Consider the following 12,415-nt stretch of genomic DNA (forward strand, 5'->3'; position numbering starts at 1 on the left):
GCCGATGTTTGCACGGCGATTCGGCGGTCGCGATATATACTGCGCGCCTCTTCGATCGGGCACCCGGTCGCAAGCCGAATAACAAAGGAGGGCCTAGTGGCCATCGAAACTCAATGGGTCCTGGATAACGCTCATCTGGCCCGCTTGTGCGCCGAGTGGCGCCAGCTGCCCTATGTCGCGGTGGATACCGAGTTCATGCGGGTCGATACCTTCTACCCGATAGCCGCCTTGCTGCAGGTTGGCGACGGGCGCTGTGCCTATCTGATCGATCCACTGCTGATTACCGATTGGGCGGCCTTTGCCGGCTTGTTGGAAGACCAGGCGGTGGTGAAGGTCCTGCATGCCTGCAGCGAAGACCTCGAAGTGCTCTGGCGCCTCACCGATAGCCTTCCGGTGCCGTTATTCGATACGCAGCTGGCTGCCGGTTATCTGAACATTGGTTTCTCGATGGGCTATTCGCGATTGGTGCAGACGGTGCTGGGCCTCGAATTGCCCAAGGGCGAAACACGCTCCGACTGGCTCCAGCGACCGCTCAGTGAGACCCAGATCCAATATGCTGCCGAAGATGCGCAACACCTGGCCGAACTGTACGAAGCGCTGATGCCGAAGCTGTCCGAGGACAAGCGCGCCTGGGTGCTGGAAGACGGCGCTGAGCTGGTGATGAATCTGCAGCGTGAAACCGACCCTGACGAGGCTTACCGTGAGATCAAGCAGGCCTGGCGCCTCAAGCCGAGGCAGCTTGCCGTGCTGCGATGCTTGGCTGCCTGGCGTGAGCGGCAGGCGCGGGCGCGCAACCAGCCTCGGAATCGAGTCGTGCGCGAGCATAGTCTGTGGCCATTGGCGCGCACCCAGCCCACCGATCTGGTCGGCCTTGCGCGTATAGACGATATGCATCCACGCACCGTACGTCAGGATGGCGAGACGCTGCTCGAACTGATCCGTACCGCTGCGGCCACGCCTGAGCAGGATTGGCCTGAGCTTTTGCCCGAGCCCTTGCCGCTGGATGCATCGGGGCTACTGAAGAAGCTTCGTGCAGTTGGGCAGCACGAAGCCCAAGCCCTGGATATCGCTCCTGAACTGATGCTGCGCAAGAAGGTGCTCGAAGCGTTGTTGAAAACCGGATACCCGGATGGCCCTTATGAATTACCCGATTCACTGCGAGGTTGGCGCCGGGAGCGAATGGGCCAAGCCCTTCTCGATGCGCTGGAGGCGAAATCATGAAACGCATCTGTTCTATTTATAGAAGCCCGCGCAAAAACGAGATGTACCTGTACGTCGAACGCAGCGAGGCGCTGGCGCGTGTGCCCGAAGCCTTGCTCGCCGCCTTCGGTCCGCCGCAGCACGCTTTCGATATCGTTCTGACCCCGGAGCGCAAGCTGGCGCGGGAAGACATCGCGACGGTGCTCGATAACCTGGATAAACAGGGTTATCACCTTCAGATGCCGCCGCCTGAGGAAGAATATATCGAGCATTTGCCCGAAGAGCTGCTGCGCCGTAACGACCCTGTATGAGGTAAGAGCGGGCGCAGCCGCCGGTCATTTGTCGGCCCACGGAATCCCTCCGCGCGCAGCCAAGCTTGGCCGGCCGTACGGCAATGGCTAGCAGACCGTTGAAAACGACGAGGCAGGCAAGACAAGGCGCAACGACCAGCGGAAGTAACAGCCGAAGGCTGGCCCGAAGGGCGAGCGCAGCGAGTCAAAACAGCCAAAAAGCGGACCGGGCTCGCGTACGAGTTTACGTACTGTAAATGAGCGTTTGAGGCTGTTTTTTAACGCAGTATTGTCAACGTAGGTAGTTTTTCAACGGCCTGCTAGACTCGCGTCTTTATCAGAGATGGCAGATTCAATGGCGGCAAAAGTCGAACCCTTCTGGAAGCGCAAAACCCTCGCCGAACTGGACTCGGCCGAATGGGAGTCGCTTTGCGATGGCTGCGGATTGTGCTGCCTGCAAAAGCTAGAGGATGAAGAGGACGGCAGCGTCTACTACACCCGCATCGCGTGCAAATTGCTCGATCTGAAAAGCTGCCGCTGTACAAACTACCCCAACCGACGCGCCAGCGTGCCTGATTGCGTTCAGCTGACGGCTGTCGATGCCGCGCAATTCAAATGGCTGCCACCCACCTGCGGTTATCGACTCGTTGCCGAAGGCAAGGACCTCCCGCTTTGGCATCATCTGGTTTGCGGCGACCCGGATGCGGTGCACGCTGAGCGCATTTCTCAGTCCGGGCGGATGATTGCCGAGGGCTCCGTTGCAGAGGAAGACTGGGAAGATCATCTGATTTTTCGGGCCGGTTGAATCTACGTATGGCCACGTCGTCATAGCACTGAACCTTATCTGGAGCCGCTCGATGTCTCTCCGTCAGCTACCGCTGCTAGCCGTTCTGTTGTTGCTCATTGCTCAGGCGCACGCTGCCAAGCGCGTCGATTTGGATTTCAACGTCAAGTTCGTTCCCGAGCAGGACCTTGCTGAAATCGAGCTGCTTGTCGAAGAAGGCGATGCCATCAGATACCTCGATTTCAACCTCGGCGACGAGGGGCTTTATAGCGATTTCGAGACCAGCGACGAAGGCAGCTGGAAGCAAGAGGGCGGTCGCGGCGTTTGGCGGCCAGGTGCTGGCAAGGCTCGGTTGAGCTACCGAGTGAAGGTTAGTCATCAGCGCAAGAGCGGCCGCTTCGATGCCCGGATGACTGACGACTGGGCGTTGCTGCGAGGCGACGACCTGGTACCGTCCGGCCGCGTCGATCAGCAGGATGGCGTCAGGCTGATCTCGCGCTTGAAGATCGAACTGCCTGAGGGTTGGAAAAGCGTAGAAACGGGCTGGCCGCGGATAGGCAAAAATCGGTTTCGCATCGATAACCCCGAGCGCCTTTTTGATCGTCCGACCGGCTGGATACTTGCCGGTAAGCTTGGCAGTCGTCGGGCCAGACTCGGTGAAACCGACGTAACGGTAGCCGGCCCGGTAGGCGAGGGGCTGCGGCGGATGGATATCCTCACGCTGCTGACGTTCGTCTGGCCGGAGGTGCAGAACGTATTTCCCCGTGATCCGAAGAAGCTGCTGATCGTCGGTGCCGGCGATCCGATGTGGCGGGGCGGCCTTTCGGGTCCGAACTCGTTGTTCATGCACGCGGATCGTCCGCTGGTCAGCGAAAATGGCACCAGTTCGCTGGTCCATGAGCTGGTCCACGTGTTCAGCCGTATCACCGATGCCGATCGCAGCGACTGGATCAGCGAAGGGCTGGCCGAGTATTACGCCATCGAGTTGATGCGCCGCGCCGGCGGCATGAGTGAGGATCGCTATCAGCGGGTTCGTGAACACCTGACCAAGTGGAGCCGCAAGGTCAGCACCTTGCGCACCGAGCGCTCCAGTGGTCCCGTCACGGCCAGGGCTGTGTTGCTGCTGCAGGAGCTCGATCGCGAAATCCGTCAGCGCAGCAAGAACCGTCACTCGCTGGATGATGTCGCCCGTGGGCTGATGCGCCTCGACAAGGTCACCACCGACGACTTCATCAATATCACTGAAACGATGCTGGGCAGCGGCTCGGCCGTTCTGGATACACGCCTGTTGCGTTGAGTCGGGCGAACCTGACATCAAATGCGTCAGCATATGAGCGCCATCCAACAAGGAATTGCCATGAGTGTCATCGATCTTCGCAGCGATACGGTCACCCAGCCCACACCGGGCATGCGCGAGGCGATGCTGGGCGCTCCGGTGGGAGATGATGTTTATGGCGAAGATCCGACGATAGGTCAGCTAGAGCAGACCCTCGCAGAGAAGTTGGGGATGGCAGCGGGTTTGTTCGTGCCTAGCGGAACCATGAGTAATTTGTTGGCGCTGATGTCGCACTGCGAGCGTGGTGATGAGTACATTACCGGCCAGCTGGCCCATACCTATAAATATGAGGCGGGTGGCGCCGCGGTGCTTGGCTCGATTCAGCCTCAGCCGATCGAGATGGAAGCTGACGGTTCTTTAGATCTGGAGCGAGTCGCCGCTGCGATCAAACCGGACGATTTCCACTTCGCTCGCACCCGCTTGCTGGCCCTGGAAAACACCATGCACGGAAAGGTCCTGCCGCTCCGGTATCTGGCCGAGGCGAGGGCGTTCACGCGCGAACGCGGGCTCGCCTTGCATCTCGACGGCGCTCGAATGTTCAACGCCGTAGTCAAGTTGAACTGCACCCCGCAGGACATCAGCCGCCACTTCGATTCGGTATCGGTGTGCTTGTCGAAAGGGTTGGGTGCGCCGGTCGGCTCAGTGCTCTGCGGTGACGAGGCGTTCATCGCAAAAGCCAGACGGCTGCGCAAGATGGTTGGCGGCGGCATGCGTCAGGCTGGCGTGCTGGCTGCCGCCGGGCTCTATGCACTGGAGCACCAAGTGCAGCGTTTGGAACACGATCACCAGCGCGCCCTCGAAATCGCTGAAGGACTGGCCGCGCTGGGTTATGCCGTCGAGCCGGTGCAGACGAACATGGTGTATGTGCAGATGGGCGCGCGGGCCGGGGCGCTTAAAGCGTTCTGCGCGGAGCGTGGAATAATTCTCACCGCGGCGCCGCGGTTGCGAATGGTGACGCACTTGGATGTGCATCCCGAGCATGTCGAACCCATCATCGAAAGCTTCGCGGCATTCGCCAGGGCATAAGGTCGAATCGCAGTCGAATAGCTTGATTCAATCTTATTTATCCTCTATGCGCGAGGCGTGGGCCCGATATAATGCGGCCCTTTGCCGGCTATCCGTTGGGATAGTTGCGAACCGGCTCCCGGTGCCGCCTCGCCGTGTCGTTTTGCAGCCGTTCGGCCGCAGTCTTCTGGAAGAAATCTATGAAAAGCGCAGAAATCCGTGAAGCCTTCCTCCGCTTCTTCGAAGAGAAGGGCCATACCCGTGTGGCCTCCAGTTCGCTGATTCCGGCGAACGATCCAACCCTGCTATTTACCAATGCCGGCATGAACCAGTTCAAGGACTGCTTCCTCGGCCTGGAAAAGCGCGCCTACACCCGCGCGACGACTAGCCAGAAATGCGTACGAGCCGGCGGCAAGCACAACGATTTGGAAAACGTCGGCTATACCGCGCGTCATCACACTTTCTTCGAGATGCTCGGCAACTTTAGCTTCGGTGACTACTTCAAACGCGACGCGATTAGCTATGCCTGGGAATTCCTGACGTCCGAGAAGTGGCTGAATCTGCCGAAGGAGAAGCTGTGGGTTACCGTCTACGCCAGCGATGACGAAGCCTATGGCATTTGGACCAAGGAAGTCGGCGTACCGGCTGAGCGCATGGTGCGCATCGGCGACAACAAGGGCGCACCCTACGCTTCGGACAACTTCTGGGCGATGGGCGACACTGGCCCCTGTGGTCCTTGTACCGAAATTTTCTTCGATCATGGCGAACACATCTGGGGCGGCCCACCCGGCTCGCTGGAAGAGGATGGCGATCGCTACATCGAGATCTGGAACAACGTGTTCATGCAGTTCAATCGCACCGTGGACGGCGTTATGCACCCGCTGCCAGCGCCGAGTGTGGATACGGGCATGGGGCTGGAGCGCATCAGCGCGGTACTGCAGCACGTTAATTCCAACTATGAAATCGATCTGTTCCAAAGCTTGCTCAACGCCTCCGCGCAAGCCATCGGTTGCGGCAATGAAGGGCAGGCGTCGCTGAAGGTCGTCGCTGACCATATCCGCTCCTGTGGTTTCCTTATCGCCGATGGCGTGACGCCGTCCAACGAAGGCCGCGGCTACGTGCTGAGGCGGATCGTCCGTCGCGCCTGCCGTCACGGAAATAAGCTGGGCGCGAAGGGCAGCTTTTTCCATAAGATCGTCGCCGCGCTTGTTATGGAAATGGGCGAAGCCTTCACCGAATTGAAAGCGCAGCAGTCGCATATCGAGCGCGTGCTGAAAACCGAAGAAGAGCAGTTCGCCAAGACGCTTGAACAGGGCCTGAAGATCCTCGAGCAGGACCTGGCCGAACTGAAGGGCAGCGTCATCCCCGGCGACGTGATCTTCAAGCTCTACGACACTTACGGCTTTCCTGTCGACCTCACCGGTGATATCGCTCGCGAGCGCGAGTTGACGCTGGACGAGGAAGGTTTCGAGCGCGAAATGGACGCTCAGCGCGAGCGCGCGCGTTCAGCCAGCGCCTTTGGCATGGATTACAACAGCCTGGTCAAGGTCGAGGGAGAAACGCGCTTTACCGGCTATTTGGGTACGTCCGGCAGCGGCAAGGTATTGGCGTTGTTCAAGGAAGGTATGGCGGTACAGAGCCTGTCGGCGGGCGAGGAGGGTGTGGTCGTTCTCGACGAGACGCCGTTCTATGCCGAATCAGGTGGTCAGATTGGTGACTGCGGTTATCTGTCCGCTGAAGGGTTGCGCTTCGATGTACGCGATACCAGTAAGGCTGGCGGCGCATTTCTACACCACGGCATTCTAGATAACGGCGATTTGCACGTGGGCGCAACTGTCGATGCCACGGTCGACGCATCGGTTCGTCAGGCCACGGCGCTGAACCATTCCGCGACGCACCTGCTCCATGCAGCGCTGCGACAGACTCTGGGCGAGCACGTCAGTCAGAAAGGCTCACTGGTCGACAGTCAGCGTCTACGCTTCGACTTCAGTCATTTCGAGGCGATCAAACCTGAGCAGCTCAAGGCGCTGGAAGACAAGGTGAATGCTGAGATTCGGACCAACACCATCGTTGAAATCGAGGAAACCGACATCGAGACCGCCAAGGCGAAAGGTGCCATGGCGCTGTTCGGAGAGAAGTACGGCGATCAGGTGCGAGTTCTGACCATGGGTGACGGTTTCTCGGTTGAGCTCTGTGGTGGTACTCACGTCAAGCGTACCGGCGATATTGGGCTGTTCAAGATTGTCAGTGAAGGCGGCGTGGCTGCCGGCGTTCGTCGTATCGAAGCAGTAACCGGCGAGCAGGCACTGGCCCATCTGAACAGTGCCGAGGATCAGTTGAAGGAAGCTGCTGCGTTGGTCAGGGGCAGTCGCGAAAACCTGCTGGACAAGCTGGGGGCAATGCTGGAGCGCAATCGTCAGTTGGAGAAGGAACTCGAGCAGCTCAAGGCCAAAGCGGCCAGCGCTACCGGTAATGACCTTGCTGGCTCTGCTGTCGATATCAGCGGAGTAAAAACCCTGGCTGCTCGGGTCGATGGTCTGGACGGCAAGGCGTTGCTGGCCCTGGTCGACCAACTGAAAAACAAGCTTGGCAGTGGTGTGATTCTTCTCGGTGGTGTGCTGGACGAAAAAGTCGTGCTGGTGGCAGGCGTGACGCAGGACCTCACCGGCCGGTTGAAAGCAGGCGATTTGATGAAACAGGCGGCAGCCGTAGTAGGCGGCAAGGGCGGTGGTCGTCCGGATATGGCGCAGGGCGGTGGGAACGACGCCGGTCGCCTCGATGACGCATTGGCGCTTGCCCAATCCTTCGTCGAGCAAAGCCTGTAACCAGGCGACACAAGACCGTCCGGCTTCTGGTCAGGACGGGGCGGGGCGGTGTTAACGACGTATTGCGCACCGGGCAGGCCGCTGCTCGAGTGCAAGGCGGCTTGGGGTTGTTTGTTTAATGAGCGCCCGTGACGGGCTTAGGCGGCGATGAAATGGCTTTGATCGTACAGAAGTTTGGAGGTACCTCGGTGGGCTCCGTCGAGCGCATCGAGCAAGTGGCGGCGAAGGTCAAGAAGTTCCGCGACAACGGCGACGACATCGTCGTGGTGGTCTCGGCGATGAGCGGTGAAACCAATCGCCTGATCGATCTGGCCAAGCAGGTCAGTGAGCAGCCGGTGGCTCGTGAGCTGGACGTGATGGTTTCGACTGGCGAGCAGGTGACGATCGCCCTGCTGGCGATGGCGCTGATCAAGATTGGCGTGCCGGCGGTGTCTTACACGGGCAGCCAGGTCCGTATCCTGACTGATAGCGCTCACACCAAGGCCCGCATTCTCCAGATCGATTCGCAGAGCATCCACAAGGAGCTCAAAGCGGGCCGTGTCGTTGTGGTTGCTGGTTTCCAGGGCGTGGACGAAGGCGGCAACATTACTACGCTGGGGCGTGGTGGTTCGGATACCACCGGTGTAGCGCTGGCCGCGGCGCTGAAGGCCGATGAGTGCCAGATTTATACCGATGTCGATGGTGTTTACACGACCGACCCCCGCGTCGTTTCGAAGGCCCAGCGCCTCGACAAGATCACGTTTGAAGAAATGCTCGAGATGGCCAGTCTCGGCTCCAAGGTATTGCAGATCCGTGCCGTGGAGTTTGCCGGCAAATACAGCGTGCCCTTGCGCGTGCTGCACAGCTTTCAAGAGGGTCCGGGAACCCTCATTACCCTTGATGAAGAGGAATCCATGGAACAGCCCATCATTTCCGGCATCGCTTTCAATCGTGACGAAGCCAAGCTGACCATTCGTGGTGTGCCGGATACGCCCGGGGTAGCCTTCAAGATCCTCGGGCCAATCAGTGCGGCGAACGTCGAGGTCGATATGATCGTGCAGAACGTCGCGCACGATAACACCACCGATTTCACCTTCACCGTGCACCGGAACGACTACCATAACGCGCTGCAAGTGCTCGAAAGCATCGCGCGGGAGATGGGTGCCAGGGAAGTCATCGGCGATATCGATATCGCAAAAGTTTCGATCGTCGGTGTTGGCATGCGCTCTCATGCGGGAGTCGCTAGTCGCATGTTCGAAGCGCTGGCCAAGGAAAACATCAATATTCAGATGATATCCACCTCGGAAATCAAGGTGTCGGTGGTAATCGAAGAAAAATATCTGGAGCTGGCAGTGCGGGCGCTGCATACCGCTTTCGAGCTGGACGCTCCAGCCGGAAAAGCGGAGTAATTGGCAGAAGGTGCGACTAATTCGCACCTTCCGTCGATTCGAACGGCGTAAAAGGAACTTTAGACTCTCTCTTACTGGTCAATAGCTGGTGAAACGCTCTAGGGTCGATGTCTCACGGAACATTATCCGTTTTTATCTTTGCAGACTGTTTACTGAACTGAATCCGTTTTAAGGAGAAAGGAATGCTGATTCTGACTCGCCGGGTCGGAGAGACCCTGATGGTGGGTGACGATGTGACTGTCACTGTACTGGGTGTCAAGGGAAATCAAGTGCGTATAGGAGTAAATGCACCCAAAGAGGTAGCGGTGCATCGCGAGGAGATTTATCAACGGATCCAAAAAGAGAAAGATCAAGAACCAAACCATTAATTTTTATCTGATTTTTGGCTTTGCAAGCGGGGTAAAGATGGGTATTATGCGCCCCGTGTTGCGGAGAGGTGGCCGAGTGGCCGAAGGCGCTCCCCTGCTAAGGGAGTACATCTCAAAAGGGTGTCGGGGGTTCGAATCCCCCCCTCTCCGCCATTTTGCATAGTCGGATCGTGAAGTGGTTTTAGCAATACGGTTTGATGATAAATCATTGAACCAAAGAACTTGACCAAGCAAATCACGAACTTATAATGCGCACCCTCAGTGCACTCATAGCTCAGCTGGATAGAGTACTCGGCTACGAACCGAGCGGTCGGAGGTTCGAATCCTCCTGAGTGCACCATATTGAGACAAATCGCAGAAATGCGATTTGTTGCTACAACCAGCGGTGATCTGGTTTATCAAGCGCTAATGCACTCATAGCTCAGCTGGATAGAGTACTCGGCTACGAACCGAGCGGTCGGAGGTTCGAATCCTCCTGAGTGCACCAAACCATAAAAAGGGCCTGCAGCAATGCAGGCCCTTTTTTCGTTGTGCGCTTCTTTCAGCGCTTGCCGCGAACGCAGCCATGTTCATCGAAGTTGACGGTTCTTGTCCGGTCTTTGTCGCTGTTATAGCGATACTGCACCTGTCCATTGCGGCCAATGACGGCGTCCGGTGTACCGAGGGTGCTTTCGATATCGGCGCGGGTCATGCCGGGAAGGACCTGCTGACTGATCATCGCATTGCGTCTTGCGCTGCCCGTTACGCGATTACCGCACCCGTCGTCCTGTTTACCTACGACTGTAAGCTGCTGCCTATCTGTTTCTGTGTGGCTTATCTTGCGCCGTGGTTTTGGCTTTGCCATAGGAACGGCCCTGCCGGAGCCTGGCGTCGGATTCAATGCTTCTTGTAACTGCCCTGACTGATTCGCTGGACAGCCTTGTCGGGTGAATGTCAGATGACCTGCTTCGTCGACGCAGCGATAGACGTTCGCGGCGAACGTCGGGGTGGCAGTAAGAAACAGAGCGCAACAACTTGCTGTGAGTAGAGTGTTCATGGTCGTCCTCCTTGACGATTTGCCGAGCCAGCCTAGCCAATAATTTCTTTCGCTGCAGTCGTGCCTTCCCGCAACGTGAATGCGTCGACACTGCTAGCAAGCAATCCTCACCGAGACTGCGATGCAAGCGATTGTATTGCTTGTATTTCATGGTCTGGCTTGACGGTTGCGGTGGTATTATTGCGCGGTCCGCCCTCTTGGGCTTCTGGATCCCCCTCATGGATTTGCCCAGTAGTCGTACAAAACTTTCGCTTGCCAATCACGTATCGAATGATTGATCCCCTGGCGCGCTCCGACCGCTGGGGGTGGAGTGCGCCATGATTGAAGTAGAAGCAAAAAAGCCGCAAGAAAGTCTCCAGGATCGTCTGGCGCAAGTCGTCGAGCTGCTTCATCGCCACAAGATCGTTGAAGACCTGGCGCATCGCCAAGGCCAGGAAGGACAGCACCAAGAGTTGGTCGAGAATCTGGTGCATCGCCAGAACCTCGTCGAGCTGCAGCGCAAGCTGGAGGCGCTACACCCGGCCGACATCGCGCACATCCTCGAAGCATTGCCGCTGGATGATCGTCTGACGGTCTGGCAATTGGTCAAGTCGGACCGGGACGGCGACATTCTGCTTGAGGTCTCCGACGCGGTTCGCGAAACGCTGATCGCCGACATGGATGATCACGAGCTCCTCGCTGCGGCCAAGGAAATGGACGCCGACGAGCTGGCGGACCTCGCCGCTGAGTTGCCGCGCGACGTTGTTCATGAGCTGATGGAAACCCTCGACGCGCAGCAGCGTGAGCGCGTCCGCTCAGCTTTGTCCTATGAGGAGGATCAGGTTGGCGCATTGATGGACTTCGAGATGGTCACGATCCGAGAGGACGTAAGTCTCGAAGTGGTTCTTCGCTACCTGCGGCGACTGAAGGAATTGCCTGGGCATACCGACAAGCTGTTCGTAGTCGATTACGACGGTGTGCTCAAGGGTGTCCTTCCCATCAAGCGGCTGTTGGTCAATGATCCCGAGAAGCAGGTCGCCGCAGTGATGGCCAGCGATCCGGTGACCTTCCATCCCGACGAAGATGCCTACGAGGCGGCGCAAGCATTCGAGCGCTACGACTTGGTTTCAACGCCTGTCGTGGACAAGGGCGGCAAGCTCATCGGGCGTTTGACCATCGATGAGATGGTCGATCTGATTCGCGAAGAGAGTGAAAGCGAAGTGCTCAACATGGCCGGTCTACGCGAAGAGGAAGATATCTTCGCTTCGGTCTGGAAGTCATTGCGCAACCGTTGGGCGTGGCTGGCGGTGAACTTGATCACTGCGTTCATCGCTTCGCGCGTAATTGGTCTTTTCGATGGTTCGATCGAAAAATTGGTGGCGCTCGCCGCGTTGATGCCGATCGTCGCTGGGATTGGTGGCAACTCGGGCAATCAGACCATCACCATGATCGTCAGGGCGATGGCGCTGGACCAAATGGGGACCGGTAACAGTGCTCGCCTGCTGCGCAAGGAGGCGGGTGTCGGCCTGCTGAATGGCTTGATATGGGGTGGGGTGATCGGCATTGTGGTCTATTGGCTGTATGGCAGTTGGTCGCTCGGTGTCGTGATGACGGCAGCGATGACGCTCAACCTGCTACTGGCGGCGCTGATGGGTGTTCTTATTCCTGTGACTCTGGCCCGCATGGGGCGGGATCCTGCGCTGGGTTCCAGCGTAATGATCACAGCTGTGACCGACAGCGGCGGCTTCTTCATTTTTCTGGGGCTGGCGACACTTTTTCTCCTCTGAGTTCTTCAATCTGCCGCAGCATGGGGCGTTTGCCTTGCATCTATTTTTCGGGCTACTGTTTGGGAGTTCCGCTCCGGCGAAGCTTCTGAACTGCCGACGAGACATGGTGGAGAAGTCTGGGGCGGGCTCCAAGGGCCTCGGTTGCCCGCCGACTTCGCAGATCGTGGGTGCCCAAGCCGTGATCAACATGCTGACCGGTGAGCGCTGTAAATCGATCACCGCTGGCATTCGCAAAGGTGAGTACGGTGCGGCGCATGCGCCTTCATACCGAGCTAAAAAATCGCGTGCTTGATGGTCCCGAAGTCATTACTTGCCGCCCAACTGATCTGTTGCGGTCTGAAATTGACGGTTAGAGATCATCAGGGTGTTGGCGCTGATGGAAAATTGACCCACCTTGCCGATTGAAATTTGACCCAG

The 12,415-nt window shown here is 58.1% G+C and carries 10 protein-coding genes, 3 tRNA genes and 1 pseudogene; 13 read left to right on the forward strand and 1 reads right to left on the reverse strand.

Annotated elements, in window-relative coordinates:
* Positions 1-96 precede the first annotated feature (96 nt).
* The 11 genes from rnd (at position 97) to AC2LD7_RS17785 (ending at position 9,683) form a co-directional block, all read left to right on the forward strand.
* The gene (gene rnd, locus AC2LD7_RS17735) at positions 97-1,221 is read left to right on the forward strand and encodes a ribonuclease D (RefSeq protein ID WP_484599043.1); all 1,125 of its coding nucleotides are present in this window, start codon (positions 97-99) and stop codon (positions 1,219-1,221) included.
* Positions 1,218-1,511 carry a YcgL domain-containing protein gene (locus AC2LD7_RS17740; protein ID WP_484599044.1) on the forward strand — a complete coding sequence of 98 codons (294 nt, stop codon included), beginning with the start codon at positions 1,218-1,220 and terminating at the stop codon, positions 1,509-1,511. The genes rnd and AC2LD7_RS17740 overlap by 4 nt, the downstream gene beginning before the upstream one ends.
* A gap of 334 nt (positions 1,512-1,845) precedes the next feature.
* Entirely contained in the window at positions 1,846-2,295 is a 450-nt protein-coding gene (locus tag AC2LD7_RS17745) for a YcgN family cysteine cluster protein (RefSeq protein ID WP_484599045.1), read from the forward strand.
* A 52-nt stretch (positions 2,296-2,347) separates the two neighbouring features.
* Complete coding sequence (locus AC2LD7_RS17750) at positions 2,348-3,571, forward strand: M61 metallopeptidase family protein (RefSeq protein WP_484599046.1); 1,224 nt, start codon at positions 2,348-2,350, stop codon at positions 3,569-3,571.
* Positions 3,572-3,631: 60 nt separating this feature from the next.
* Positions 3,632-4,636, forward strand: a complete 1,005-nt coding sequence (ltaE, locus tag AC2LD7_RS17755; protein ID WP_484599047.1) for a low-specificity L-threonine aldolase — start codon at positions 3,632-3,634, stop codon at positions 4,634-4,636.
* A gap of 179 nt (positions 4,637-4,815) precedes the next feature.
* Positions 4,816-7,440, forward strand: coding sequence for an alanine--tRNA ligase (gene alaS, locus AC2LD7_RS17760; RefSeq protein ID WP_484599048.1), 2,625 nt, complete (start codon positions 4,816-4,818; stop codon positions 7,438-7,440).
* A gap of 152 nt (positions 7,441-7,592) precedes the next feature.
* Positions 7,593-8,828, forward strand: coding sequence for an aspartate kinase (locus AC2LD7_RS17765; protein WP_484599049.1), 1,236 nt, complete (start codon positions 7,593-7,595; stop codon positions 8,826-8,828).
* Between the two features lie 182 nt (positions 8,829-9,010).
* Positions 9,011-9,196, forward strand: coding sequence for a carbon storage regulator CsrA (csrA, locus tag AC2LD7_RS17770; protein ID WP_003085981.1), 186 nt, complete (start codon positions 9,011-9,013; stop codon positions 9,194-9,196).
* A 62-nt stretch (positions 9,197-9,258) separates the two neighbouring features.
* A tRNA-Ser gene (locus tag AC2LD7_RS17775) sits at positions 9,259-9,349 on the forward strand.
* Positions 9,350-9,459: 110 nt separating this feature from the next.
* Positions 9,460-9,536: transfer RNA gene (locus tag AC2LD7_RS17780), tRNA-Arg, on the forward strand.
* 70 nt (positions 9,537-9,606) lie between these two features.
* Positions 9,607-9,683 (forward strand) — tRNA-Arg (locus AC2LD7_RS17785).
* A gap of 54 nt (positions 9,684-9,737) precedes the next feature.
* Here the strand turns inward: AC2LD7_RS17785 and AC2LD7_RS17790 are convergent.
* On the reverse strand, positions 9,738-10,232 hold the full coding sequence (locus tag AC2LD7_RS17790; RefSeq protein ID WP_484599050.1) for a DUF4124 domain-containing protein: 495 nt from the start codon (positions 10,230-10,232) through the stop codon (positions 9,738-9,740).
* Between the two features lie 317 nt (positions 10,233-10,549).
* Between AC2LD7_RS17790 and mgtE the strand changes: the two genes are divergently transcribed.
* Both mgtE and AC2LD7_RS17800 read left to right on the forward strand, forming a co-directional pair.
* Positions 10,550-11,998 (forward strand): magnesium transporter, encoded by a 1,449-nt coding sequence (gene mgtE / locus AC2LD7_RS17795; protein WP_484599051.1) that lies wholly within the window; start codon positions 10,550-10,552, stop codon positions 11,996-11,998.
* Positions 11,999-12,146: 148 nt separating this feature from the next.
* Positions 12,147-12,345: pseudogene (locus AC2LD7_RS17800) on the forward strand (oxaloacetate decarboxylase); the annotation flags it as partial.
* Positions 12,346-12,415: the final 70 nt, after the last annotated feature.

Source organism: Stutzerimonas sp. (assembly GCF_982611455.1).

Excerpts from the sequence above, each read along its gene's own strand:
- AC2LD7_RS17750 (WP_484599046.1), top strand. The coding sequence starts at position 2,348 with ATGTCTCTCCGTCAGCTACCGCTGCTAGCCGTTCTGTTGTTGCTCATT.
- AC2LD7_RS17765 (WP_484599049.1), top strand. The coding sequence starts at position 7,593 with ATGGCTTTGATCGTACAGAAGTTTGGAGGTACCTCGGTGGGCTCCGTC.
- AC2LD7_RS17745 (WP_484599045.1), top strand. The coding sequence starts at position 1,846 with ATGGCGGCAAAAGTCGAACCCTTCTGGAAGCGCAAAACCCTCGCCGAA.
- AC2LD7_RS17790 (WP_484599050.1), bottom strand. The coding sequence starts at position 10,232 with ATGAACACTCTACTCACAGCAAGTTGTTGCGCTCTGTTTCTTACTGCC.
- AC2LD7_RS17740 (WP_484599044.1), top strand. The coding sequence starts at position 1,218 with ATGAAACGCATCTGTTCTATTTATAGAAGCCCGCGCAAAAACGAGATG.
- alaS (WP_484599048.1), top strand. The coding sequence starts at position 4,816 with ATGAAAAGCGCAGAAATCCGTGAAGCCTTCCTCCGCTTCTTCGAAGAG.
- ltaE (WP_484599047.1), top strand. The coding sequence starts at position 3,632 with ATGAGTGTCATCGATCTTCGCAGCGATACGGTCACCCAGCCCACACCG.
- mgtE (WP_484599051.1), top strand. The coding sequence starts at position 10,550 with ATGATTGAAGTAGAAGCAAAAAAGCCGCAAGAAAGTCTCCAGGATCGT.
- csrA (WP_003085981.1), top strand. The coding sequence starts at position 9,011 with ATGCTGATTCTGACTCGCCGGGTCGGAGAGACCCTGATGGTGGGTGAC.